Origin of the sequence: Mycobacterium sp. (assembly GCF_965230835.1) — a bacterium.
In the GTDB taxonomy this organism is placed as follows: Bacteria; Actinomycetota; Actinomycetes; order Mycobacteriales; family Mycobacteriaceae; genus Mycobacterium.
The window spans coordinates 2,948,332-2,972,684 of the sequence record NZ_CBDDLW010000002.1 but is presented as its reverse complement, the minus strand read 5'-3'; the positions used below and the strand labels follow the sequence as shown (position 1 = coordinate 2,972,684).

The 24,353-nt window shown below is 60.9% G+C and carries 23 protein-coding genes; 12 read left to right on the top strand and 11 right to left on the bottom strand.

From position 1 onward, the window contains the following. The first annotated feature begins 8 nt into the window (after nucleotides 1-8). The 4 genes from ACO07W_RS14135 to ACO07W_RS14120 all read left to right on the top strand — a co-directional run bounded on the left by ACO07W_RS14135 (nucleotide 9) and on the right by ACO07W_RS14120 (nucleotide 4,946). Nucleotides 9-779, top strand: coding sequence for a hypothetical protein (locus ACO07W_RS14135; RefSeq protein WP_421844091.1), 771 nt, complete (start codon nucleotides 9-11; stop codon nucleotides 777-779). A gap of 367 nt (nucleotides 780-1,146) precedes the next feature. Then, nucleotides 1,147-2,196, top strand: a complete 1,050-nt coding sequence (locus ACO07W_RS14130) for an ABC transporter permease (protein ID WP_421844089.1) — start codon at nucleotides 1,147-1,149, stop codon at nucleotides 2,194-2,196. 3 nt (nucleotides 2,197-2,199) lie between these two features. Further along, entirely contained in the window at nucleotides 2,200-3,195 is a 996-nt protein-coding gene (locus ACO07W_RS14125) for an ATP-binding cassette domain-containing protein (RefSeq protein WP_421844087.1), read from the top strand. After that, nucleotides 3,192-4,946, top strand: coding sequence for a patatin-like phospholipase family protein (locus ACO07W_RS14120; RefSeq protein WP_421844085.1), 1,755 nt, complete (start codon nucleotides 3,192-3,194; stop codon nucleotides 4,944-4,946). The genes ACO07W_RS14125 and ACO07W_RS14120 overlap by 4 nt, the downstream gene beginning before the upstream one ends. A 41-nt stretch (nucleotides 4,947-4,987) precedes the next feature. Here the strand turns inward: ACO07W_RS14120 and ACO07W_RS14115 are convergent, their stop codons facing one another. Then, a complete protein-coding gene (locus ACO07W_RS14115) occupies nucleotides 4,988-6,409 on the bottom strand; it encodes a WS/DGAT/MGAT family O-acyltransferase (RefSeq protein WP_421844083.1) in 1,422 nt (473 codons plus the stop codon). A gap of 457 nt (nucleotides 6,410-6,866) precedes the next feature. Continuing rightward, nucleotides 6,867-7,391 (bottom strand): hypothetical protein, encoded by a 525-nt coding sequence (locus ACO07W_RS14110; RefSeq protein WP_421844081.1) that lies wholly within the window; start codon nucleotides 7,389-7,391, stop codon nucleotides 6,867-6,869. A 165-nt stretch (nucleotides 7,392-7,556) separates the two neighbouring features. Between ACO07W_RS14110 and ACO07W_RS14105 the strand changes: the two genes are divergently transcribed. Next, a complete protein-coding gene (locus tag ACO07W_RS14105; RefSeq protein ID WP_421844079.1) occupies nucleotides 7,557-7,754 on the top strand; it encodes a hypothetical protein in 198 nt (65 codons plus the stop codon). A gap of 212 nt (nucleotides 7,755-7,966) precedes the next feature. After that, nucleotides 7,967-9,274 (top strand): ISL3 family transposase, encoded by a 1,308-nt coding sequence (locus ACO07W_RS14100; RefSeq protein ID WP_421843061.1) that lies wholly within the window; start codon nucleotides 7,967-7,969, stop codon nucleotides 9,272-9,274. On the opposite strand, the gene ACO07W_RS14095 is transcribed toward ACO07W_RS14100, so the two are convergent. From ACO07W_RS14095 to ACO07W_RS14075, 5 genes are all read right to left on the bottom strand, one after another. Beyond that, entirely contained in the window at nucleotides 9,194-11,554 is a 2,361-nt protein-coding gene (locus tag ACO07W_RS14095) for an ATP-binding protein (RefSeq protein WP_421844077.1), read from the bottom strand. The genes ACO07W_RS14100 and ACO07W_RS14095 overlap by 81 nt on opposite strands. Nucleotides 11,555-11,584: 30 nt before the next feature. After that, nucleotides 11,585-12,865, bottom strand: a complete 1,281-nt coding sequence (locus ACO07W_RS14090) for a helix-turn-helix transcriptional regulator (RefSeq protein WP_421844075.1) — start codon at nucleotides 12,863-12,865, stop codon at nucleotides 11,585-11,587. A gap of 169 nt (nucleotides 12,866-13,034) precedes the next feature. Continuing rightward, entirely contained in the window at nucleotides 13,035-14,309 is a 1,275-nt protein-coding gene (locus tag ACO07W_RS14085; protein WP_421840071.1) for an IS256 family transposase, read from the bottom strand. A gap of 86 nt (nucleotides 14,310-14,395) precedes the next feature. After that, on the bottom strand, nucleotides 14,396-14,797 hold the full coding sequence (locus ACO07W_RS14080; RefSeq protein WP_421844073.1) for a hypothetical protein: 402 nt from the start codon (nucleotides 14,795-14,797) through the stop codon (nucleotides 14,396-14,398). After that, nucleotides 14,790-15,902: an ATP-binding protein gene (locus ACO07W_RS14075; protein WP_421844071.1), complete on the bottom strand. Its 1,113-nt coding sequence runs from the start codon at nucleotides 15,900-15,902 to the stop codon at nucleotides 14,790-14,792. Before ACO07W_RS14075 ends, ACO07W_RS14080 begins: the two co-directional genes overlap by 8 nt. Before the next feature lie 640 nt (nucleotides 15,903-16,542). Between ACO07W_RS14075 and ACO07W_RS14070 the strand changes: the two genes are divergently transcribed. Further along, nucleotides 16,543-16,998: a cupin domain-containing protein gene (locus ACO07W_RS14070; RefSeq protein WP_421844069.1), complete on the top strand. Its 456-nt coding sequence runs from the start codon at nucleotides 16,543-16,545 to the stop codon at nucleotides 16,996-16,998. 265 nt (nucleotides 16,999-17,263) lie between these two features. Next, nucleotides 17,264-18,295, top strand: a complete 1,032-nt coding sequence (locus ACO07W_RS14065) for a TIGR03619 family F420-dependent LLM class oxidoreductase (protein WP_421844067.1) — start codon at nucleotides 17,264-17,266, stop codon at nucleotides 18,293-18,295. 153 nt (nucleotides 18,296-18,448) lie between these two features. On the opposite strand, the gene ACO07W_RS14060 is transcribed toward ACO07W_RS14065, so the two are convergent. Next, the gene (locus ACO07W_RS14060; protein ID WP_421844065.1) at nucleotides 18,449-19,042 is read right to left on the bottom strand and encodes a hypothetical protein; all 594 of its coding nucleotides are present in this window, start codon (nucleotides 19,040-19,042) and stop codon (nucleotides 18,449-18,451) included. Nucleotides 19,043-19,105: 63 nt separating this feature from the next. On the opposite strand from ACO07W_RS14060, the gene ACO07W_RS14055 reads away from it, so the two are divergent. From ACO07W_RS14055 to ACO07W_RS14045, 3 genes are all read left to right on the top strand, one after another. Beyond that, nucleotides 19,106-19,654: a hypothetical protein gene (locus tag ACO07W_RS14055; protein WP_421844063.1), complete on the top strand. Its 549-nt coding sequence runs from the start codon at nucleotides 19,106-19,108 to the stop codon at nucleotides 19,652-19,654. Nucleotides 19,655-19,763: 109 nt separating this feature from the next. Then, nucleotides 19,764-21,242 (top strand): flavin-containing monooxygenase, encoded by a 1,479-nt coding sequence (locus tag ACO07W_RS14050; protein ID WP_421844061.1) that lies wholly within the window; start codon nucleotides 19,764-19,766, stop codon nucleotides 21,240-21,242. Between the two features lie 259 nt (nucleotides 21,243-21,501). Then, the gene (locus tag ACO07W_RS14045) at nucleotides 21,502-21,981 is read left to right on the top strand and encodes a hypothetical protein (RefSeq protein WP_421844059.1); all 480 of its coding nucleotides are present in this window, start codon (nucleotides 21,502-21,504) and stop codon (nucleotides 21,979-21,981) included. Between the two features lie 34 nt (nucleotides 21,982-22,015). On the opposite strand, the gene purQ is transcribed toward ACO07W_RS14045, so the two are convergent. The 3 genes from purQ to ACO07W_RS14030 form a co-directional block, all read right to left on the bottom strand. Beyond that, nucleotides 22,016-22,690 (bottom strand): phosphoribosylformylglycinamidine synthase subunit PurQ, encoded by a 675-nt coding sequence (purQ, locus tag ACO07W_RS14040; RefSeq protein ID WP_421844057.1) that lies wholly within the window; start codon nucleotides 22,688-22,690, stop codon nucleotides 22,016-22,018. Continuing rightward, nucleotides 22,687-22,926, bottom strand: coding sequence for a phosphoribosylformylglycinamidine synthase subunit PurS (purS, locus tag ACO07W_RS14035; RefSeq protein WP_421844055.1), 240 nt, complete (start codon nucleotides 22,924-22,926; stop codon nucleotides 22,687-22,689). Before purS ends, purQ begins: the two co-directional genes overlap by 4 nt. 65 nt (nucleotides 22,927-22,991) lie before the next feature. After that, a complete protein-coding gene (locus ACO07W_RS14030; RefSeq protein ID WP_421844053.1) occupies nucleotides 22,992-23,717 on the bottom strand; it encodes an ATPase in 726 nt (241 codons plus the stop codon). Here ACO07W_RS14030 and ACO07W_RS14025 point away from each other — a divergent pair. Then, complete coding sequence (locus ACO07W_RS14025; RefSeq protein WP_421844051.1) at nucleotides 23,694-24,332, top strand: MBL fold metallo-hydrolase; 639 nt, start codon at nucleotides 23,694-23,696, stop codon at nucleotides 24,330-24,332. The two genes, ACO07W_RS14030 and ACO07W_RS14025, sit on opposite strands and share 24 nt — an antisense overlap. Nucleotides 24,333-24,353: the final 21 nt, after the last annotated feature.

The following is a 24,353-nucleotide window of genomic DNA, read 5'->3' as shown; positions in this document are numbered from 1 at the left end:
GAGGACACATGACGACCTTCCCGAGCAGTCGAAACTGCGGGATCGAAGACGTCATCTACCAACCGGAAAACCCTGGTAGCGCACCCGCAAGTAACTCGGCAGCCACGTGCAGCGAAACTCGATACAGCTCACACATCAAAGCAGTGATCAATGCCGGGCATCACTACAACCGGCAAATCTCCAGCAAAAACGAAGAGGCAACCGAACGCGCGATTTATTCATTGTGGTATGGACGATTCGCGGCGGATTTGTTGTTAGATTGCCGCGAGATGCTATTGCAGATCGCCGACAAACTCGATGGCGATATGAAAAAGGCCGAGAAATTGGCCCGGATGCAACGTCGGACGATAAACCTGCAGCAAGCGCGTCACGAACGCATCCGCATCAATAATGAGCGCGTCCGGGCCACAGCAGCCCGCGCTGATCGAGCACAACTGATCGCCGGGGCGGCGTTCGCGCGGTGGATCAGCAATCAGATCGTGTATGAAGTCTGCCGAATCGAGACGGCTCAATACGCAGATAATCTACACGTCGACGACGACAACAACTGCCTAACGCTACTGCAAAGTCAGACGAATTCCCCCGGGGGGACAGCGCAAGCCGCTGATCCGCCACGCTTTCCGGAGCCGCTGAAGGTTCGGTGGTGCGCGCAACTTGATCTAGTACGACAAATGCTTGACGGAGCCGATCGGGTCATCATGCGCAACACCAGCGACACAATGCAGATACTGCACCAATACACCAGTGCGCTCTCCGCCTGGGTCGCGGTTGGGCATTGAAACGGCCAACATGAACCGTCGGTGACGGCAACCGCAAGCGACCCCGGCCATGCCGAATTTCGGCGGCCGATATCAACCAACGCAATGGCTTTAAAACCTGAGCATAATGGTAGATCATTACCAACCACCTACGAGGTCGCTTCCGTCCAAAATGCTTTCCCGTCCTTACCCCAAGGGCCGCCGCGGAAAGTAATCGCAGGAATAGCACACCGATTCCGCGCGGGGCTGACAGATCTCTAAGCAGATCGTGCAAGAAAAATATGCGTGGTCCTGCCAATAGCGGATTAGACCGTCGAAGCGCATGCTCGGAAAGATACGCTTAGACGCGTATAGTGCGCGACGCTTAGACGCCGTAGCGTCGTCAAGCATGCTGCTTGCAGCTTTACGTGACATGCAATGGCGGGTACGGCGCCTAGTTATCGCAGTCGTCAGCACCGGATTGATCTTCGCCATGACACTAGTTCTCACCGGACTTGCGCACGGATTCCGAGTCGAAGCTCAACAAACCGTCGATTCTCTGCGCGTTGATGTGTTCGTGGTCAAGGCCGGCGCAGCTGGACCATTCCTCGGCGCAACACCATTTCTGCAAAGTGATGTGCGCCGAGTCGCCGCCGCGCGCGGCGTGTTGGAGGCGGCCCCGCTGGCCTGTGCGCCGACGACGATCAGCGAAGGCTCGTCAACCCGCAACGCCACGGCCTTCGGAGCCCCGACGCACGGACCTGGTATGCCGCGAGTCACGCACGGCCGGGCGCCGTCGACAACAGAAGAGGTCGCCGTTTCAAGTATGCTCGGGCGTCAATTGGGCGACGAACTGCGGGTTGGCTCACGTACGTTGCGGATTGTCGGGATTGTGCCCGATTCGACCGCGCTACCCAAGGTCCCCAATATCTTCTTTACCACCGAAGGCCTGCAGCGGCTGGTCTACAACGGACAGCCGATGATCACGTCGATCGGGATAACCGGCACACCCCGACAGCTCCCGGAGGGATATCAGACCCTCGACAAAGCCGCTGGTGTCAACGACCTGCTACGCCCGCTGAAAGTCGCGGTGAACTCGATCTCGATCGTGGCTGTCCTGCTCTGGATTGTGGCCGCCCTGATCGTGGGATCAGTGGTGTATTTGTCTGCCCTTGAGCGTCTTCGTGATTTCGCGGTGTTCAAAGCGATTGGCACACCGACTCGCTCGATCATGGCGGGGCTGGCGCTCCAGGCGGTCATCGTTGCGCTGCTCGCCGCCGCGCTTGGCGTTGTCCTATCGCTGGTATTGGCCAGATTGTTCCCGATGAACGTCGTCGTACCTGCCGGCGCTTATTTGGCGTTACCGATAGCAGCGATTCTGATCGGTCTGCTAGCCAGCGTTGCCGGATTGCGGCGCGCAGTATCGGTTGATCCAGCAGTCGCTTTCGGAGGTCCTTAAACGGTGGGCGATCTCAGCATTCGGAACCTCGTCGTCGAGTACTCCAGCGGCGGCTACGCCCTGCGGCCGATCAACGGCCTGAACCTGGACGTGGCAGCCGGATCGTTGGTGATCCTGCTCGGGCCTAGTGGCTGCGGCAAAACCACGCTGCTCTCGTGCCTCGGCGGTATTCTGCGACCGAAATCGGGTGCGATCAGCTTCGACGGCATTGATGTCACCGCCGTGGAACGCAGTGAGCTGGCGATGTATCGGCGCCACAAGGTTGGCATTGTCTTCCAAGCGTTTAACCTCGTGCCAAGCCTCAACGCCATCGAGAACGTGATGATTCCGATGCGCGCGGCCGGTATATCACGCTCGGTCGCCCGCAAGCGCGCGGAGGAGTTGCTGACACGAGTCAACCTTGGTGACCGCATGAAACACCGCCCCGGCGACTTGAGCGGTGGACAACAGCAACGCGTCGCAGTCGCGCGCGCGATCGCACTGGACCCACCGTTGATCCTCGCCGACGAGCCGACCGCCCACCTTGATTTCATCCAGGTCGAAGAGGTGCTGCGGCTGATCCGCGAACTCGCCGACGGTGAGCGGGTAGTGGTGGTCGCGACTCACGACAGCCGCATGCTGCCGATGGCCGATCGCGTCGTAGAACTCACCCCCGCGTCCGTGGAGACGAATCGGCCACCCGAGACTGTGCAGCTGGCGGCCGGTGACGTGCTGTTCGAGCAGAGCACCATGGGCGAACTGATCTACGTCGTGTCCAATGGGGAGTTCGAGATTGTTCGCGAAATGGCCGACGGTGGCCAGGAATTGGTCAAGGTAGCCGGGCAAGGGGACTACTTCGGTGAAATAGGTGTGCTGTTTCATATGCCGCGCTCGGCGACTGTGCGCGCGCGCACCAACGCGACAGTCGTCGGCTACACCGCTCAGGCGATGCGAGAGCAGCTCGGTGCGGGCGGCCTGCGCGATCTGATCGAGCACCGCGCACTGAGCAGAGACGCGTGAATCCCAACCAGCGGCAGCCAACGCAGAGTGATGCTGACCAGCGAGCCGCACTGCGCAACATTTCACTACTTGCCGATATTGCCGACGAACAACTCGATGTGCTCGCGAACACCGTAGAGCGCCATCGCATCCCGGCCAATGAATGGCTCTTTCGCGCGGGCGACCCCTCGGACGCGATCTATATCGTTGATTCGGGCCGGTTCGCGGCTGTCAGTGGCGCTGGACTGGTCATTCGGGAGATGACCTCCGGTGACTCAATCGGCGAGCTGGGCGTGATCGCCGGTGCCGCTCGCTCAGCGGGAGTACGTGCTCTTAGGGATGGCGTCGTCTGGCGGATCGACGCTGACACGTTCAGCGAGGTCTTGGAGACGACTCCGCGACTGCAGTCGGTGATGCTGCGGGCCATGGCGACGATGCTGCGCGAGTCACGTTCTACCAACATTTCTCGGCGCCCTCGAGTTGTGGGTATCTTGTCGGCCGGTGAGGGCGCCAACGTCGTCCCGATCGCCGACGCCATTGCGACCCGACTAGGGGCTTATGGCCAGACCGCGGTGATCACGTCACCCGTCGATTCCACCAAAGCGACTCAGGACCGCGGCGAGCTCGTTGAGGAATTCACCGAAACCCTTGAGCGGGCAGAGCGAAGCAATGATTGGGTCCTGCTGGTGGCCGAACGCGACTCAGGCGATCTGTGGCGCCGTTACATTGCCGCACAAAGCGACCGGCTCGTGGTCACGGTGGATGAACCGCATCCCTCCGAAACATTCGGTCCTTTTGCAAACCGCGGACCAGTGCATCTGATCATGCGCGTGCCAAATCCCGATCCGCGTTGGTGGGATCTGCTGCAACCGGTGTCGCACCACCCCGCCGACGACGACGGCATTGGGGCCTTGGCCCGCAGAATCGCTGGCCGATCCCTCGGCCTGGTGATGGCCGGAGGCGGCGCTCGGGGACTTGCGCACTTCGGTGTTTACGAAGAGCTGACCCAAGCAGGCGTTGTCATCGATCGGTTTGGGGGAACGAGTGCCGGCGCTATCGCCGCCGCCGCGTTCGCACTCGGAATGAACAGCCAGGATGCGACGACTGCCGCACGAGAGTTCATCGCACAAGACAACCCACTCGGCGACTACACGATCCCGGCGGTAGCACTAACTCGAGGTGGACGCCTCGATCGTTTGGCAGAGAAATTCTTCGGTGAGACCTTGATCGAGCATCTGCCAAAAGGATTCTTCTGCGTCTCCGCAGACATGATTACCGGCGATGAGATCGTCCACCGAAGTGGACCTCTCACGGTGGCCGTGCGCGCGTCGATCTCGATCCCCGGCCTCCTTCCGCCGGTCCAGCGTGGTGAACAAGTCCTCGTTGACGGTCTGCTGCTGAACAACCTCCCCGCCGACGTGATGTGCGCCGACCCAGACGGCGAGGTGATATGTGTTGATCTGCGTCGAAAGTACGTTCCATCAAAAGGATTTGGTTTACTGCCACCGATCGTGCCACTTCCTGGGTTCGTACGGCAGCTCGTCACCGGCACCGACGTCCCGCTACCACCACTGCAGGAAACACTGCTGCGCGCCTTTGACCTAGCGGCCTCCACGATGAACCTCCGCGAGCTCCCTCGCGTCGCCGCGATCATCGAGCCGGACGTCTCGGCCATCGGTCCGCTGAACTTCAACCAGATCGATGCGGCCGTCGATGCCGGCCGGATCGCGGCCCGCTCAACGATTGAAGCGCTGCCGCAGCTCGTTGGCTGACCGGCGATGAACGCGGGGCCATCGAGTCGACAGCCGCACCCTCATCTGCGGCCCGTTGACGTTGGTATCGCAAAGACGGAGTGGTTGCGTCGCGGTGACGCCCGCCTGCTACTGATAGCGACCAACCGGGCGATGGCCACTTCGATTCCCTTGGCCAATTCGATGACGTCAGCGACGGCGTCGTAGTCGGCCAAGACTCCAAAGAAAAGGTCCTGAGCATAGCTCAGCATCGCCACGCCGGTTCGCAGTTGCATCGCAATGGGAGGCACCGGCAACAGACTGAGCACTGTGCAATTCATCATCTGCAGTGGCTCGGGTGGTCCACACACATTCGTCGCCAGGGTGACCACTCCGCGCTGCGGCAACCGCGTGAACAGGCCAACCCCGAAGGCGGTAAGCGGGAACGGAATGTTGTCGGCCAGCGATACGAGAATGCTTCCGGCTTGACGCTGTCCATTGGACTTTGCCCGACCCATCCTGGCGTGGACCAACCGGAGCCGCTGGACGGGATTTTCCTCCTCGACAGGCAAGCAGGGCAACATTGCCAAGAGCCGGTTGTCGGTTCTGTCGAAAAAGTCGGCAGAACGCACCGAAACTGGTACCAACGTGCGCAGCGAATCGGCGGTCGGCTGCTCGCCGCGGCGGATCAAGACGTTGCGGTAACTTTCCGTAATCGCGGCCAGACCTACATCGTTGATGGTGACGCCAAACTTCTTACAAACTCGTTCAACATCACGGAGCGATACGCGCGCCGCGCAATAGCGACGCCGAGTGCCAATCGGCCCGTTAAGCGGCGAGCTCGACGAGCGAACCAGACTGGCGGTGATATCGGCAGCCCCCACAGCAGTGCGAGTAGCGGCCGTCGCGATCGTGGTCGAAGCGTTCCAGAGCCGGCCCAACCAGCCCAGCGGACTACTCGCCGCTACCCCATCACGTGGCCCCACCCGGTGACCGCCCTTGACAGCACGCATACCCGGTCTAGAACTCTCGCCGATGCCATCGTCGAACAGACCTGCCAGCAGGTGCGTGGCTGCGATCCCATCAGCCATACAGTGGTGAACTTTCGCCAGCATCGCCCATCGGTCATCGCAGAGTCCTTCAATAATCCAGATCTCCCACAACGGCCGGTCCCGGTCCAAGCGCCGCGACATGACATCAGCAACCAGACGAAACAACTCTTGGTCGTCACCGGGCTGCGGCACGGCCACCCGAAACAGATGCCGGGCGACGTCGAACTCCGGATCACTCACCCATTCGGGAGCACCCAGATCGAAAGGGCTCAACCGCAGCCGCTGGCCAAGCGGCGGGAGCGCAAGTATCCGCCGCGTCAATGTCGACATCAGGGTGTCGCTATCGGGCAACGGCCCCTGAATTGTGGCCAGCCCACCCATCGCCAGGCTCACATGCCGATCAGCATCCTCGGCTTTAAGAAACCCGACATCTAGCGCCGTGAGTCGATTCACTGACAAATGCCTTCCGTGGGAGCGCTAACCCAACGCTCCCCTATTCCGCGTAGTGCCCGCGCACGCAAGCCCGGCACAAATGCAGCACGCTCTCCGAGCCGCCCGTTATGTCCGCCCAGGGTCGGATAGGCCGTCATTTTTCCTCCCGGAGCATCGCCGCAGCGTCATCCAAAACAGAGCGACTCACTCCGCGAACGCTTAGGCATCAGTCAAATTGGCTGACGCCGCTATTCCAGACCTGTTTAGCCTGCCGATTCTGCGAGAAAAAGACCTCAGCCAAAATGCGGAAACTGCCTACTTGTGGGTCGTATATCGACCGAAGCGGGAGGACGCGGAGGTGCGGTAAACCAATTCCGCGTTCCCGCTGCCCGGAGCCGCCCATCCCGAGGACCGGCCGCACACGACGAACTCGCTTGGCGCAGTTGACGTTACGGATTTAGTTGGGGGCAGGCGCGGTTCACACCGCCAACGTCAGGCGACGCGCTTGAGCCAACCACCCGGGCATACCTATCCGCTCGAACAGATCCGTGGCCCGGTGCAGCGCGGCGCCAGCCGCCGCCGTGTCGCCACGCCGCACAAGTATCCTCGAATGATAGAAGTGCGCTTGCGCCAAAAACGGTTGCTGCCCTCTAGCCGTAGCAAGGTCGATGCTTCGCTGGATGTGCTGGTCAACGACCTCAGGCGGGGCCCCTGTGTTCGATGCAACGAGCGCTTGCGCCCAGTACGCCCAATGTTCGTATCCCGCGCAGGCACGCGCGTTGCCCAGCAAGCACGACTGCGCGGCCTGCAAAGACTCCTCGTTCTGTTCCATTTCGGCGTAGCAGAGCGCCAGCGGGCCGAACGCCCGCGAATACAGCTCGTAGACGGCTCCTTGTTGAGCGATCTCGGCCATCTCCTCCAAAGCGGCGATGGCCTTGCGCTGCTCCCCCAGCATGAACTGGGCCTGAGCCAGCACCGCACCCGCTACGCTGACGACAAACATATTGTCGACGCTGCGTGCGTAAGCAAGGGCTCCGGCGGCTGCCTGAACAGCCGAATGCCATTTGCCCTGCAGAAAAAACGTCAATCCGGACCAATAGTGCGCAATCCATTGTCGAGTCAGTCCGTGACACGCGCGCGCAGACTCCAAGGCTCGTTCCGTCGCTTCATGAGCCTTTTTGAATTCCCCGAGGTGCGCGTAGCTATTGTTCAAAAGATCCGCTGCGTGGGCACGGCCCAGCAGTTCACCTACTTCTCCGTGCAAAACATATCCAGCCTCAAGGAATTTCACCGAATCCTGAAATTCTCCCGCATGATTTGCAACGAACCCAAGACCTGTGACGCCGTGGGCTTCGAGCGCCTTTGAGTTGACGTGCTGTCCTATTGCCCGACACCGGGCGTAGAGGCGCCTGGCATCGGGCAAGTTCCCGGCGAAAATGTTCAGGAATCCGGCTCTTCGTGACGAAGCTGGGTGCGGGTGGTGGGACTGGGGCCTTGTGTCGGGTTGGTTGTGGGCCTGGGACTTCAATGATCGGTGTGTTTCAGCAAATTACTCACTGATCAGACAGGAGTCCCAGGTTGGTTGTCGATGCTAGTAGTTCGGTTGTTGGTGTGTTGTTCGGGCTGGACGGGTTTGAGCTGATCGGGGCCGTCGAGGTTGATGGTGAGTTGGAGCTGATGGTCCAGACGACGGCCACAGTCGTTGCGTGTCCGCAGTGCGGTGTGGTGGCCCGGGCCAAGGATCGCCGCCCAGTCTGGGTGCGTGACTTGCCGATCGCTGGACGCCCGGTGGTGTTGTGCTGGCACAAACGCATCTGGTGTTGCCCGTATCGGCGGTGTGGGCAAAACACCTGGACTGAGCAGCACACGGCGATCCCGGCGCGGGTGTGTCTGACCGAACGTGCCCGTATGTGGGCGTTCAAGCAGGTCGGTACACATGATCGCGCGGTGTCTGCTGTGGCCACCGACCTCGGTGTCAGCTGGGCCACGATCAACAATATCGTTGTTGTCACAGGTCGGCGTCTTGTCGATGACCCGCAACGGGTAGATGTTGTGAGCACAGTTGGGGTTGATGAGACCTCGTTTCTGCGTGCGACCGCGACGCATCCAACGATCTATGCCACCGGCATCGCCGATATCACCGCTGGCCAGCCAGCACGGCTACTCGATGTGACGCTAGGGCGATCAGGTGCGGTCCTGGGGGCGTGGCTAGCCAACGCTGACCAGAACTGGAAACAGCACATCACCCATGCGGCACTGGATGCGTTTCGCGGCTACGCGACTGCGTTGGCTGCTCATCTGCCCGATGCGGTACGCGTGTTGGACCCGTTTCACGTCGTCAAACTCGCACTGGCAGCACTCGATGAGGTTCGACGACGCGTGCAAAACCAGGTGTTGGGCCATCGTGGACGACGCGGCGACCCGCTCTACCGGATTCGGCGCACCCTGCGTACACGCGTCGACCGGTTGCCTGACCACGCCAGAAAGCGTTTGGACTGCGGTTTGGAGGCGGGGGACCCAGACTGGGCGGTCACGGTGGCCTGGATCATCGCTCAACGCCTGATGTGGTGCTACCACAGCAACAACGCCGAAGCCGCCGCCGAACTTATTGAGGAAGCCCGCAACTGTCCGGTTAGCGAGGTGGCCAAACTCGGCCGCACCCTGCACACCTGGCGAGCAGAGTTCTTAGCCGCCTTCACCAACCCCGCCATCACCAACGGACCCACCGAAGCGCTGAACCTCAAGATCAAAAACACCAAACGCACCGCACGCGGATTCCGCAACTTCAGCAACTACCGGCTCCGCCTACTTCTCAACCACGGCCGCATCCACCACAATCAACAACCAACACCGATCAGAACCCGCCAACCCAGGTTGGTTGCGTAGAGCCAGGAATCCTAGCAGGCGCGACAACTGCGCAACCTCAACGTTGAGACCGATGCTCTCAGCATCCCCGATTGCGGTTTCCAGCAACGGAATGATGACTTGCGGAGGTGTGGAATAGACGCTGATCTCACCCCACTTCAACGTGAGCCCGACCCGCTTGCGCCTTTCCTCCTCAGCGTCTTCGGCCGAATCGATGCGTCGTAGTGCGCGCTGGTAGTAGTCTCGCGCATCCACCAGCGCAAAGCGTTTGGTCGCCTTGTCTCCGGCTAGCTCAAGATACCGAATTGCCCGTTCAGATTCATCGCTTCGATCGTAGTGAAACGCAAGCACTTCAAGATGTTCTTCGAGACGCGCTGAATAGAGTTCTTCAATAGCTTCAGCGACAAGCAGGTGAAGCGCAGCGCGCTGCCGGCGCAGAATCGTCTCGTAGGTAACCTCCTGCGTAATCACATGCTTGAACTGGTACGACAATTCCGGGCTGCTTCGAAACAACCGGATCAGATCTTCACTCGTGAGATTCTGCAGAAGAGGCTCTAACTTCGCGCTGTCTTTCAGCACCCGATCAAGTACTGGTACGAGAAACTCGCGACCAATCACCGACGCCGGACGCAAGAGTGACTTGGAGCGGGGATCCAATCTATCCACCTTGGCACGAATGACGGCATGGACAGTTTCGGGGAGGCAACCATCGTCGAGACGTTCTTGGAGCGTCACTCGCCCGCCCGCGACACGAACGATGCCTTGGTCCCACAAGAAACCACACAATTCTTCGACAAAGAACGGATTGCCACCCGCGCGCTCGAGGATGCCAACCACCAGCGTCTCGGGGAGTTCGTCGGCGCCGTAGATCGCCTGGATCATCGACCGTCCGTTCGTTGCGTCCAGCGGCCCGAGTTCGATGCCCAGATCGACGCTGCCAGTCCACGCCGGGTCATACTCTGATCGGTAGTTCACGATGAGCAGCGTCAAATCAGCGCGCACGGTATCCACAATGTGTTTCAAGGCCGCCTCGGACCCCTCATCTACCCATTGCCAGTCTTCGAGCAACACAATCAAGGGTTGTTGGCGCCCCACCGCGGAAACGGTGGCCGCCAACGCGGCATGAATACTGCATTGCAGCCCTTCACCAGAAAGCTCATCGGGAACGGGATAACGGTCGCTGGGAATGGACAAGACGCGCAGCAGGGCAGGCAAATGCTGACTGAACGCCGAGCCCAGCGCCAACGCGCCGTTGACCACTTTTTCCTGCATTGCTGTCGTGGAATCGAGTTCGTCGATCCCAAACGCCGCCCTCAGCACACCGGTAAAGGGAAGGTAGGCGGCGTGTTGGCCGTGCGATTGGCAACGGCCGCTCAAAACCACTACGTCGGGCTTCACCCGTTGCAGAAACTCGGCGACCAGGCGACTCTTGCCCGCACCCGCCTCGCCGCGAACGGCCACAAATTGGCCTTGGCTTGCTTTCGCTTTCGAGTAGGCCGCGCGCAGCGAAACCAGTTCTTTTTCGCGACCCGCATACGGCGTGAATCCTTTGATTTCAGCCGCCTCAATACGCGTCTGAATAGCCGTCTTCTTCACAACGCGATACGGCACCATGGCATGAGACTTGCCCTTCATCGTGATGGAGCCGACCGCCCCGAACTCGAAGTAAGGCGCAACCAGTTGTCGAGTTAACGGGCTGACCAATATTTCGTCGCTGTCGGCTGCGGCCAACAAACGAGCACCGGTATTGACAACGTCTCCGGTGATGCCAAACGTTCCGTCTCGCTGATCGCGCACGTTGGTGACGATGAGCCCGGTGTTGATCCCGGTGTGCATTCGCAGTGGTCGACCAACCTTCGTTGCCATCTCTGCGCTTAGTTCGCGAACAAACGCGTGGAGTTCCATCGCGGCGTCGACCGCGCGGCATGGGTCATCTTCATGGGCGTGTGGGATACCAAAAAGCGCAACCACTTCATCCCCAACGAACTGGTTAACAGTCCCGTCACGGCTTTCCACGATACGAACCGCCGCTGCCTTGACGCGGCCCATGACCTCTTCGACGTCTTCAGGGTCTAGGCGCTCGCTCATGGCCGTGTACCCGCAGAGATCGGAAAAGAGAATCGTCGCGCGACACCGTTCTCCCGAATCGGCGCCGGCGGTGCCACTCTCCAAGTCGGCGAGTTGCCCGCGTAGCGCCGCCAATCCGGACTCCACCGCGACCGCCGGTAACGTGGACCGCTGCGCCTCGAGCGCATCGATTGCGTCGTTTAGCTCCCGAATTTTTTCAGCACGATTTGCCACGATTTTTTTTCCCCATGCCGATCGGAGTCGTCAGCTGTACCGCGTCGCTTCTTGCACGAGCTGGACGCGGGAGGTGAGATGAAGTTTCGCGTAAATATGGGTCAGGTGTGTTTGGACAGTGCGCGGCGAGATGAAAAGCCTTGTCGCGATGTCTTTGTTGGGCAGTCCTTCGATGACCAGCTGCACCACGTTATGTTCGGTCGGGGTCAGTGAATCCCAACCACGTTCTGGCCGTTTGCGTTCGCCACGACCGCGCTGCGCATAGGTCAACGCCTCGTCAAGGGTCATGGCGGTTCCTTCGGCCCAGCCCGCGTTGAAATCGTTACCCATCGCGTCGCGAAGCGCCACCACGGCGGCTTTGTGGCCGGCATCCCAGATCTTGAAACGGAACTCACCCGTTCGCTGTCGCTGCGCTGCCGCCGCACCGTAAAGGCGCGTTGCTTCCTGGTGGCTGCCGGACTCAGCGGCCAAACCGGCGAGGAGCTCAATGGCATCGGGCATGCCAAGGTATGTCTGCACGAGGACGCCGTGTGCTAGCGCAGCATGCGCGTCGTCGCGTGCTTCTGCCAGCCTATTCTTCGCGATCCCGATTCGCGCTCGCACGATCAACGCCGCCATTCGATGCCATCCCTTGCTCCCCAAGACTGCGGCGTCGGCGAGATCTCGCGCATCGACCACGTCGCCTCGCGCCAGCGCCGACTGCGCTATGAGTTGAAGGTGCTCTTTGGCCGTGTTTCGTTGATCCCCAGAATCCCAATTCGCAGCGCTGGTCTCGATCGCCGCGGTATCGCCCGTGGCCAATGCCACGCGAGTCATCGCGGCATGGCCCATGCCTTCGTATACCCCACCTAGTTCGGCGGCGGCTTCCAAGGCAGCGTCTGCCGCGGCGCCGGCCGCGCTGGGTGCGCTGTAAGCCAGTATCTGGGATCGGATAAACAACCCGGTCGTTTTCGTGACCGTATCGCTAGGCGCATCAACCTCGGCCGCGGCAATAGCCTCGCTCGACGCCGCGAGCGCGCCGGTCAAATCACCTTCCCACAGCTTCGCCAGGCTGCGAAAAATGCGGCATTGACGACATACGAACAGATTTCCGATGCTTTCGGCGAAGTCTTGGGCTTCTGCGGCCGCTGTTCGCACAGCAGTTGGCTGCCCCGCCCGGCAAGCAGCAACTAGTTGCCAATAGAGGATTTCACTGACGGTCCATTTGTCGTCAATGGCACGCGCGAGCTCCATAGCCTCGCTGAAGTACGGCTGCGCCGCCTCCAAGCTGTACCCACTGCTGCAACCGCGGGCAACAATGACTCGAACCATAACCGCCGAATCGCTTGCGTCGTGCGCTAGCGCAAGAGCTTTTTGGACGGCAGCGGCGCTGTCAGAGAACCCTGCCGAACTCGTGGTCAGCCAGGTATTCAGAATTGCCTTCTCGGTGGCGTCTTAGGACTGGTGTAAAAACGCTGGGCGCATGTTCCTGGTGGTCATGTTACGCGGCGGTGGTGTCGGTCGTGGTTGTTGTGGTGGGGGGATGCAGTGGGCGGGGTGGCTCGAGCAGTTGGTGGCGTAGTTCTTGGAGGTGGCGGCTGGTCGCTGATGTTTGGGTGACTCCGCGCCAGCCGCGGCTGGCGCGGTCGAGGACGGCCCATACCAGCGACAGACAGCTGGTTTCGCCGGGTAGGCGGCCGATGACCTTGACCCGGCGACGGGATTCTCCGAAGGTGCGTTCGATGAGGTTGGAATGGCGGATGCGTGTCCAGTGTTGGCGGGGGAAGCGCAAATGCACGCTCAGCGAGGCGAAGTCGTTGGCCAGGCAAGCGACCGCGGCTGGGTAGAGCCCGCGGTATGTGGTGGTGAACTCCTCGGCGCGGCGGGTGGCTTCATCCACGGCCTGCTGGCCGGGTGGCTGGTCAATGTCATCGAAGATCGACCAGAACGCGGCTTTGATCTCGTCCTGGACCGCGACAGGTGTCTTGGCGATGACGTTACGGCAGCGATGGATCAGACACCGCTGACGCAGGCTTGCCGGAAACGTGGTCTCCCATGCGGCGATCAGGCCCGGCGCCCCGTCGGAGATGCCCAGTAGCGGCGGGCGTAGTCCCCGGTTCCTCAGGTCAGCCAAGAAGTCGGCCCACGCATCAGCCGACTCCGCTGCGGCTGGGGCCAGCCCAATAAACAGGGGCTTGCCGTCGGTGCAGATGCCCCAGGCGGCCAGCACCGGCTCGGCCGGGGCGTTGGGATGCATCCGAAAGTTCGAGGCATCCAAGAACAGGTAGTCCAACACCAGCTCATCAAGGCGTCGAGACGACCACGCAGCGAACTCGTCTTTGATGGCCGCACAAATCCGGCTCACCGTCGAGCGCGACAACGCCGCCTGCGAGCCCAGCACCTCGGCCAACGCGGCCTCGATGTCGCGATCCGACAAACCGCGCACCCATCCCGAAATCACCAACGCCTCCAGAGCGTGGGTGCGCGTCACCCCGGCACCGAATAGCCGCGAACAGAACCGCTCGTCGGTGTCGCGTAGTTTCGGGCGGCATAATTCGACCGAGCCCATCGTGGTCTTCACCGTCGCCGGCGGTTGATACCCATTGCGGTACCCGCCCGGGCCGTCCTGAACCCGACGCTGGTGACGGGCTCGGCCCAACACTGCTTCTACCTCGGCCTCCACGGCGACCTGAAACACCAGACGCACCGATAACCGCCCGACCTCCTCCAAAATCTCGGTCAACGGCCGCTCGGTCGCGGCGAACAACTGATCCATCTCAACACGCACACGCTCAATCGGCGATACTCGCTTGGTCACGGGCGTAGCCCCTCCTTCATAGCTTTCGTCGGTTGCGACGGAACCTACGCCCGTGACCATTTACACCAGCGATGAGACGCGACCGCCTTCTCGGCAAGTGCCTGCGCCCAAATGCCCGCTGGGACGGCGAGGTGACTGCTGTCCTTGCCTTCGAGGATGGAGTCGAGCCAGGTGAGCCCCTCGCGCACGCGTCCCTGGGACCACAGCGGATGCAGCGCGCACGCGAGCTGCAGCGCTGAGGCGATATCGCCGTTATCGTGGCTCCAGGTGAATGCCGCCCGCAGGTTGTCGATTTCGGTTTCAGCCTGTTGCAGGCGTTGTTCATGGCCGGTGCCGCCGGGCGCACTCAGTTTCGCTGCGATGGTTGTGTAGTGAGCGTGGTGCCGTAGGCGCACACGTTCGCCATCTTCAGATTTGTTGAGCTTCTCGCACGCATACTCACGCACCGTTTCCAGCAACCGGTATCGCGTACGCCCCCCGCCAATCCTCGGCCACTACCAGGCATTTGTCGACGAGCAGAGTCAGTTGATCAAGAACCTGATAGCGCTCGACGAGGTCGTCGCTGCGCGCGGCAACGACTTCGACTACTGCAGCGAAGTCGAACCCACCTGTGAACACCGCCAGTCGGCGAAACAACACTTGTTCAGGCTGCGTGAGACGCGCATACGACCAGTCAAGCGATGCCCGCAGTGTCCGCTGGCGACGCACCACCGCGCGGGCACTGCTCGTCAGCAATCCGAACCGGTCATCCAAACCGCTGGCTAGCTCGGCTACCGACAGCGACCGTACGCGCGCGGCAGCCAACTCGATCGCCAGAGGTATCCCGTCTAGCCGTTGGCAGATCTCACGAACCGCCTTGGAGTTTTTGTCGGTGATTTCAAAAGCGGGCTTAACCAGGCGCGCCCGGTCAGTGAACAATTCGATCGCCGCATCGTCAGGTGACAGCCCGGGTACCCGCCACGTGACTTCACCGGCCAGGGCAATCGGCTCACGGCTTGTCGCCAGCACCTTCAACCCCGGGCAGGTGCCCAAGAGCGCAACGATGAGTTCGGCACACGCATCCAGAAGATGCTCACAGTTGTCCAACAACATGAGAATGTGCCGATTTCCGATGAGACGACCAAGGGCGTCCAGTGTTGCGCCGTTCGGCTGATCGATCATCCCCATAGCGTGAGCCGCGGTAACAAATACCAAAGCGGGATCGGCGATCGAGGCCAGATCGACGAAACGGGCATCGTCGCGAAATTCCGATGTGGCCGCAATCTGGATCGCAAGACGAGTCTTGCCCACACCGCCTTCGCCATGCAGAGTCACCAACCGGTTCTTGGCTAGCAGCTCTCCCACCTCGAGGATCTGCGCATCGCGACCCACAAGGGTCGTGAACTGCACCGGGAGGTTAGATTCGGCGGCAACCAGTGTTCGCGGCAGCGAATATGTGCTTTCGGTCTCGCAATGGCTCAGTTGGATAACGCGTTCGGTGCGGTGCGCGGGCGACGGCAGGGAATAGCCACCAAGGTCGGTCAACCAACTGTCGGCCGGAAGCGGGTCCATGGCTAACGCACGTGTAGCGGCTGACAGCGCAGTCTGGCGTGCATACGCGAGGTAGCGCCGACGCGCACTGCGGCCAGCCGTAGTACCAGGGATGATGCCGTCATCGCGTAGCCGCACACTCTAGGTGTGCACACGGATACGCGGCCGTATGGGTGGTTGTAGCCGGTTTTTGCCGCAGGAGGGTAAGCAAAGCGCACACATCTAACCATGCGGTTTCTCGCACCAAAGATCATCAGCGATAGCGCGTAAATATATCACCGGAGCAAGCGCATCCTGCTTCTGCCAGGCAAGCCTGCCTAGTCATGTTTTCCAGAATTCCGACAACTCATCAGATAGTGCCATTGCGTTTTCCCAGTTGGTGGCGCACCGCCAGAGCGATGTGAAGCGGGACACCGCCGCCTTCGCACTGTGGCACGCATCTCCTTCGAACCCTAGCTAGCTACGGTAGAACTGCCCACCAAACAGCCCGAACAGGCCGGCCGTCGGGTCAAGGCAAACAATCTTCTTCCCGCCAGCCAGTGAAGTATAGCCGAAATTTCTTGATGCCTATCGGAATTCGTTCTACATTTTCGCTTAGGCAGCCATTTCGGATGTGATGCGACGGCATCGGAAGCCGCAGAAAATGACAACAGGAGTTTTCATGGCAACTTCGGATGGATTTCATCCCGATTTCAACGCACAGGATCGACAAGCAAAGCGCAACCGTGTGCATCACATCAAAGCGGGACACCTCGACCCGGGCACCGCGCAAACCGAGGGACTGCAACGCTTCGCCGCCATCAACGGTCAGTCAGTCGGCGCCGCGAATCTATGGATGGGCGAAGCGCATGTCGCCCCCGAGACAGCGTCACACAACCACCATCACGGCGAGTCGGAGACAGCGATATACGTACGAAGCGGGCACCCGGAGTTCGTGTTTCACGACGGAATCCAAGAGGTGCGCATCGCTACCAAACCCGGCGACTACATCTTCGTTCCCCCGTACCTGCCACACCGGGAAGAGAACCCCGATCCGACCACACCCGCGGAGGTCGTCGTTGCGCGCACTACCCAGGAAGCCATCGTGGTCAACCTGCCGGAGCTGTATCCGCTCTAGCCAGAGGCCTCGTTGAACGGGGCCTGGACCATCGCCATGACCCGCCCAGTGCGGTCACAGTTACGGGGCCACACCGGATTGAGTCGGGCGACCCCGCGCGCAGCGATTGGCCCGCTCGAGCGCCAAAGCCAGCTGGTTCACCAATATGCCCTAGACGCACCTTCGAAGTCGCGGCACTCAGCCTTTGGCCGGAGCGATACCGTTTCCCAGCAACGTTGCAACGAACAATGCGCATGCCCAGTGCAGGATTTTTCGAGAGGACGAAATGCAAATAGACTCTCCCGCTAGCCACACCCCAGAATCGACCCACGTAGGGTTAATATTGGCCCTGACACTAAACGGGCTCGCGGTAAGCGCATACAGCGATATGGTGACCGTTTCCCGGACCGCAGAGGAATACGGATTCGATTCGGTTTGGTTATGCGATCATTTCCTCACAGTAAATCCCGACGAGTACGTCTCCTACATGGAAGACGCCGGTATTAACGCCGAAATTGACGGGGGAAACGATTGCGCCCCAACTAGTTCACTGCCGTTACTCGAGGGGTGGACGACGCTGACCGCACTGGCGCGCGATACCACCCGTTTACGCCTCGGCACCAGCGTGCTGTGCAATTCTTACCGCCATCCTTCCGTGCTGGCGAAAATGGCAGCCACGCTGGATGTCATTTCCGAGGGTCGGCTCGACCTCGGATTAGGCGCCGGGTGGTTTCAACGCGAGTTCGAAGCGTACGGTATTCCATTTCCGCCGGCACGCGACCGAGTTTCTGCACTTGCCGAGTCTCTTGAGGTTATTCGTGCGATCTGGACCCAACCGAACCCCACCTACACCGGTCAGTTCTACACATTGAACGGAGCAGTCTGCGATCCACCACCGGTACAGCGACCGCATCCCCCGTTGTGGATCGGCGGCGAAGGCGACCGTGTCACACGAATCGCCGCCAAGTCGGCACAGGGCCTGAATGTGCGGTGGTGGTCACCACAGCAGGTCGGCCAGCGCAGGAGCTTTCTCAGCCGAGCCTGCGAATCGGCCGGGCGCGCCCCAGACAGTCTGCGACTTTCCGTAACGCTCCTGCTGGCACCAACCGACTCCGGCGAGGACGAAGCGCGAGTTCGAGCCGAGTTCGCTTCGATTCCGGAGTCAGGGATGATCGTCGGTTCCCCGGATAGCTGCGTGGAGCGCATCCGCGACTACCAGAACCACGGCGTCGATCATTTCCTCTTCACAATTCCGCATGTCGCGGAATCCGACTATCTCCACGTGGTCGGGCGCGACATCATCGCGCAGATCAAATAGGAGTCCAGACTTCACGGCACGTACGAGAAACACCCATCTGCGGGTGACCAACAGCGGCGGAACTGACCATGGCCGAGATGCTGCCAAAACTTGTGGACTGCCTTGCTGGCTGGACCTCTTTGTCATCGGCTGGTGGCCGTTTTTGCGGTGGGGTTAGCTGTACCCGGCGGCGTTCTGCTGCTCGATTCGGGCCATGTCGTGATTGGCTACGCCGAGTTCGGCCAACGCGCTTCGAGCCGCGTCGATAACTTGTTGGTTGATCTGTTCGAGCCGTAAGAGCCTGTCGCGAGAAGCCGCCGCCGAAGCACCCGTCGCAGCGTGTTGTAGCCACAACCTCACCTGGCGACAACCATCAAGATTGGCCTGCGCGCGGTCGAGAACCCGCTGCAAATCAACGATCGCCGCCTCGATACCAGCGTGGTCATAGACCACCTGACCAGCACCGCGCCCCTGATAGTCCTGCGCCCGCTGTTGCGACTGGCCACGTTGATCAACGGCGCGGGCTTGCTGGTGAAGCAACGCACGCGCCTGAGAGCGGGCCTGTTTAGCCTGCTCAGCCAACTGCCGCGAGCGCACATCAAGCTCATCGGCCTGCGCGTCAAGCTTGTGCGCTTCAACGCGGGCCGAGGCCGCATCGGCCTCGGCCTGTGCAGCTCTATTGAGTTCACGCTGCGCTCGGTCTCGACTATCTTGCGCATATTCGGCGAGCTTCGTTGCTAGGCCACGCTGATACTGCGCCTCATCCACGGAAGCTTGTCCCAGATATCGCGTGTGTGTCCGACGTCGCTCCCAGTCATTCGCCAGCGCGCTATGGACTCCAGCTCGCTCATCGTGTTGCCCAGCTTCTCGCAGGTACTGTTCGGCCTTAACCCGATGCCGTTGCGGTTCAGCGCTTTCAGCGCGCACTCGAGCTTCTTGGGCTTTCTGGCGGGCTTGGGCGGCATCCGCGGCGGCTTCAGCTGCCGCCCGAGAATAGGACAAGGACTGATAACCGAACTCATTGATCTGCTGGCCGGCTATGCCAACTTGAGCCTGGCTGTGTTCAGCAAGATCGGCGTGAAAGCGGGCCATCGTGTCACGAAACGCAGCATTGTTGGCGCCCAAGCCCGCAAAAAACGCCTGCCCACCCTGGCCAGGAGCAAGATCATCACGACCACCGCCCGGCGGCTTCCGGCCAGGCAGAAACCCCATACGCAGCCCTCAGCAATCTCGACAATGCAACCCAAATATCTGCTGTTACAGCTAAACCCAACCAGAGCCGTTGTCAACAAAAAAGCACCTGAGGTATCAAACGACAGCTTCTCCGGCAACCACGGCCGGTGTGCCATTTTCTCGATCCACCAAAACTCACCCCGGTAGGCGACATGCGATCTTGATCACAAAACCGTTCCATGTATGCCGGTGAAACGGGTAATCGTAGACGCACTAAGGGATATTGGTTTGTCGGGGCGCAGGGGGGCCTGTGAGCATGGAACTATTCGACGCGGTCATCGTGGGGGCCGGTCTCGGGGGTATCGGCGCCGCGATCTCGCTGAGAAAACTGGGCTACAACAACATCACCATCCTGGAGCGCGAGGCCGACCTGGGCGGGACTTGGCATGTCAACCGCTACCCGGGCGTGGCCGTCGATATCCCATCGACCACCTACTCGTACTGGTTCGAGCCCAATCCGTACTGGTCACGGATGTTCGCGCCGGGCGCCGAGCTCAAAGGCTACGCCGAACACATCGCCGAAAAGTACGACCTGCGCCGCTTCATGCGGTTCAACACCACCGTCGAAGGTGCTCAATGGGATGAGGACACCCAAGTATGGCGAGTCGCGCTGGCCGGCGGCGAAAGCCTGACAACCCGCGTGCTCATCACCGCAACCGGTTTCCTCTCGCAACCGCGGACGCCAGATATAGCGGGAGTCGAAAACTTCGAGGGCAAGATCATCCATACCACTGCGTGGGATAGCAGCCACCGTTTTGCGGGCCGGCGGGTGGGGATCATCGGAACGGGTGCGACCGCGGTGCAACTCATCCCTGAGTTGGCCAAAGAGGTCGCCGATCTGACCGTCTACCAACGCACCCCGATCCACGTACTGCCCAAGATCGATTTCGCGATTCCCCCCGCGATGCAACGCCTGTTCGCTCGACTGCCCTTGGTACAGCGCGCGATTCGCTGGGTGACCGACAACATTTTCGAGCTGATTATGGTCATCGGCGTGCTGCGCTATCGGCAATTCCGAAGAGGAAACATCGCCGCGGCCGATCTGGCCAAAATCAATCGATTCGTAGCGATCCGAGACAAGGAACTGCGCCGCAAGTTGACACCAGACTACGACTGCGGCTGCAAGCGGCCCACCTGGTCCAACGATTACTATCGCGCCTTCGCCAAACCGCATGTGCACCTAGAGACGAACCCGATCCAGCAGATCGAGCAGGACGGTGTCGCTACTGCCGATGGACGCAAGACGGTCATCGACACCCTGGTTCTGGCCACCGGATTTGACATGTGGGACGCCAACTTTCCCGCCATCGAGATAATTGGCCGCGAAGGTCGAAACTTAGGAAAATGGTGGCGCGAGAATCGCTTTCAAGCCTACCAGGGCTTATCCGTTCCGTACTTTCCCAACTATTTGAGCTTGGCCAGCCCATTTGCCTTTTCGGGGTTGTCCTTCTTCAACACCATCGAATACCAGATGCGGCACATGGACCGGCTGCTGGCCGAGGTCAACCGCAGGAGCGCAACCACCTTCGAAGTCACCGAAGAGGCCAATGACCGATTCCTTGGTCGAATGACCCACCTGCTCGACAGCTCAGTGTTCAATCGCGGCGACTGCGCCTCAGCGCGGTCCTACTACTTCAACCCCAGCGGGGAAGCGACACTGCTTCGACCCACATCGACGCGAAACGCCGTACAGGAAGCCATGAGCTTTCCCCTCAGCGACTACGAGATCACCTGACCACCCAGCTTCGGCAAGCCGTGCCGGCCGGAATGCGACGGCGTTGCCCAAATTGTGCAACCCCGGACAGGCCCCAGCCTGCGCAATAGCGGAAGCTAGGCCGGTCACCGACCGCTTGCACCCATAGCAACAATGCCAGCGCCGTGAGCACGTAACACCGACCCACCAAAAAATCACTCAGCGAATTCTCAGCAGATTTTGCGAAATCCCCCACCTTTCCGCAAAGAATCCCCATAGGCGCAGGCCGCAGTATGGATATATGACTAGGCCAGCGACCGAGCCGCTACACACCAACCTGGTCGAACGCTACCTGCGCACTCGCGGGAGGCGGTACTTCTCCGGCCAGCACGACCGCGAATTCTTCTTCGTAACCAACACACGTCCGCAACGATTGCACGTACACCTGGAGATCTCCCCCACGCAACGCGACGTGTTCACGATCCGGGTGACGCCCGCCTGCTTCTTCCCAACCAGCGACCAGGCCGCGCTCGCACAGTTGGCCGATACGTGGAACCGGCAACACAGTGAAGTCGCCGCGATCGTGCACAAGTCATCCGACCCGCACCGTATCGGTGTCGCCGCGGTTCAATCGCAACGATTCGAGGGCGCTGTCCGTTTCGACGACTTTGCCGCCTTTGCTGACCGCACCATCGCAGCTGCGATCGACCTCTTAAGCGAGTTGCCCGCCGTTGTCGAACTACCCACAGCTACTGCGCCGTTGCTACGCGACGCTGGCTGAGCCGCTGCCGCGGGGCGCGCCTAGGCGGGCAACCTCAGGCCGCCAAAACGGTGTCTATCGCCGAATGGAACAACCCTAGGCCGTCGCTGGAAGGACCGGTGAGTGCTTCGATAGCGTGCTCGGGATGCGGCATCAGCCCAACGACACGACCGTTGGCTGAGCTGATGCCGGCGATGTCACGCAGCGATCCGTTGACGTCGTCGTGATAGCGGAACACGATGCGGCCGTCACCTTCAAGCTCATCGAGTACCTTGTCCGATGCCACATAGCGGCCTTCCCCGGACTTCAGCGGCACCAACAAATCAGCACCCGGCTCGAAACGCGATGTCCACGCGGTCGAAGTCGACGTCACCCGTAGCCAAACATCGCGGCAGATAAAGTGTAAACCCGCGTTGCGGGTCAGGGCGCCGGGCAGCAACCCGGCCTCGCATAGCACCTGAAATCCGTTGCAAATCCCTAAGACTGGCATGCCGCGGGCCGCAGCCACCAAAACTTCCCCCATTACCGGCGCGAATTTGGCAATCGCACCGGCCCGCAAGTAGTCGCCGTAGGAAAATCCCCCGGGGACCACCACCGCGTCGACGCCATTGAGGTCAGCATCGGCATGCCACAGACCAACCGCCTCGGCTCCCACCTGCCGAGCCGCGCGCGCCGCGTCAACGTCGTCGAGTGTCCCGGGGAAAGTGATAACGCCAATACGCGGCGTCATTGGCCGTCCCGGCTTATCGTCCAGTCCTCGATCACCGTGTTCGCTAACAGGGATTCTGCGATTTCGGCAAGCGCCGAGTCGTCCATCGCATCGTCCACTTCAAGCTCGAATCTCTTGCCCTGGCGAACATCTGAGATCTCGGGGTGTCCAAGCCGGTTCAGCGCACCGACTATTGCCTGACCCTGCGGATCGAGAATCTCCGCCTTGGGCATCACGTGCACGACCACCCGGGCCACTGACGCTCCTCCTCGAATCTGACTCGCTTTGCGCCAACTCTACCGGCGGTAGGTTAAGCACCGAGTCACGGGCACGAGGCAATATAGGCCTCACACAATGGAGTGATCATTGAGTCCAGAACCGTGGAGTCTACGATCATCGGCCACGGCACCTGCGGTGGACCTGACGTCCATAGCGCTAGCTCGCTGATGGTACTGCTGACAACGTGCGCGACCAAGTACACATGCATCACGACCGGCCCACTAATGACCGCGGCTATCCGGTTCGGCTCGTCTTCGGTGACCGACGGCGACTGCAGCGGCGACCCCAACTGACAACCGCGCACAGCGGCAACCGCGGCACCAAACACCGTGGCGGCAATCTCGCCGCCACGGGCTGTATCACCGCGCCAGTGCAGCACTTGAGCCTGCAACTGCCATTGCCCATCTGGGTGGACCACAACCGCCCGACTCGCCACCGCGGAGCTGCGGATGTCTTGCGGGAACGATGGGGTGGCGCATACCTGCTCGAACCGAAATTGCGGCGTCGTCCGGGCTAGCCGGACGGCCGCGCCGGCCAGCGGAGGCCATCCATACACCGAATCCAAGGGCACGGCCTGTCGACGGATCCACGCCGTGTTGGGGATCTGATCGCACAGCGGCGGGCAAGTCTCCGGCTCACCACGTACAGGCGCCGCCGCAGCAACGCCTCCTAACCAGCCAGCAACCAGTGTCGCCGCCAAGATCACCCGTATCTGCACCGACCCCATAAAGGCACAATCGTAGACATGCAACTGACGCATTTCGGCCATTCCTGCTTACTCGCCGAGTTCGGTCCAACAAAGGTGCTTTTTGATCCGGGGACCTTCGCCCACGGCTTCGAGGGGATCACCGGCCTATCGGCGATCCTGATTACCCACCAACATCCCGACCACGTCGATATCGCACGACTGCCCGCGTTGCTTGAAGCCAACCCAGATGCCGCGCTGTACGCCGATCCGCAAACCGCGGCTCAGCTGGGCACACCGTGTCGAGAGGTACACGTCGGCGACGAACTGCCGATCGGCGAACTCACCATCCGGGCGGCAGGTGGCAGGCACGCGGTGATCCACCCGGAAATTCCCGTGGTAGAGAATATTTCATACCTCGTGGACGATGGTGAACATCGCGCACGATTGATGCATCCGGGCGACGCGCTGTTCGTCCCAGACCAACCGGTGGACGTACTGGCAACACCGGCCGCAGCCCCGTGGATGAAGATATCGGAGGCCGTCGACTATCTGCGCGCCGTAGCCCCAGCGCGCGCGGTACCGATACACCAAGGGATCGTCGCCCCCGAAGCCCGAGGTGTCTACTACGGTCGCCTCAGCGAGATGACCAACGCCGACTTCCACGTGCTGCCCGAGGAAAGCGCGGTCACCTTCTAGGTCGCGAGCAGACCCGACCCT

Bases quoted from the DNA above. Each gene is read 5' to 3' on its own strand.
- ACO07W_RS14085 (WP_421840071.1), bottom strand. From the start codon at position 14,309: ATGGATCAGTTGTTCGCCGCGACCGAGCGGCCGTTGACCGAGATTTTG.
- ACO07W_RS14055 (WP_421844063.1), top strand. From the start codon at position 19,106: ATGGACTCCAGCTCGCTCATCGTGTTGCCCAGCTTCTCGCAGGTACTG.
- ACO07W_RS14070 (WP_421844069.1), top strand. From the start codon at position 16,543: ATGGCAACTTCGGATGGATTTCATCCCGATTTCAACGCACAGGATCGA.
- ACO07W_RS14090 (WP_421844075.1), bottom strand. From the start codon at position 12,865: ATGGTTCGAGTCATTGTTGCCCGCGGTTGCAGCAGTGGGTACAGCTTG.
- ACO07W_RS14025 (WP_421844051.1), top strand. From the start codon at position 23,694: ATGCAACTGACGCATTTCGGCCATTCCTGCTTACTCGCCGAGTTCGGT.
- ACO07W_RS14105 (WP_421844079.1), top strand. From the start codon at position 7,557: ATGAGCCTTTTTGAATTCCCCGAGGTGCGCGTAGCTATTGTTCAAAAG.
- ACO07W_RS14050 (WP_421844061.1), top strand. From the start codon at position 19,764: ATGGAACTATTCGACGCGGTCATCGTGGGGGCCGGTCTCGGGGGTATC.
- ACO07W_RS14065 (WP_421844067.1), top strand. From the start codon at position 17,264: ATGCAAATAGACTCTCCCGCTAGCCACACCCCAGAATCGACCCACGTA.
- ACO07W_RS14135 (WP_421844091.1), top strand. From the start codon at position 9: ATGACGACCTTCCCGAGCAGTCGAAACTGCGGGATCGAAGACGTCATC.
- ACO07W_RS14045 (WP_421844059.1), top strand. From the start codon at position 21,502: ATGACTAGGCCAGCGACCGAGCCGCTACACACCAACCTGGTCGAACGC.
- ACO07W_RS14110 (WP_421844081.1), bottom strand. From the start codon at position 7,391: ATGTTTGTCGTCAGCGTAGCGGGTGCGGTGCTGGCTCAGGCCCAGTTC.
- purQ (WP_421844057.1), bottom strand. From the start codon at position 22,690: ATGACGCCGCGTATTGGCGTTATCACTTTCCCCGGGACACTCGACGAC.
- ACO07W_RS14130 (WP_421844089.1), top strand. From the start codon at position 1,147: ATGCTGCTTGCAGCTTTACGTGACATGCAATGGCGGGTACGGCGCCTA.
- ACO07W_RS14075 (WP_421844071.1), bottom strand. From the start codon at position 15,902: ATGGACCCGCTTCCGGCCGACAGTTGGTTGACCGACCTTGGTGGCTAT.
- ACO07W_RS14030 (WP_421844053.1), bottom strand. From the start codon at position 23,717: ATGGCCGAAATGCGTCAGTTGCATGTCTACGATTGTGCCTTTATGGGG.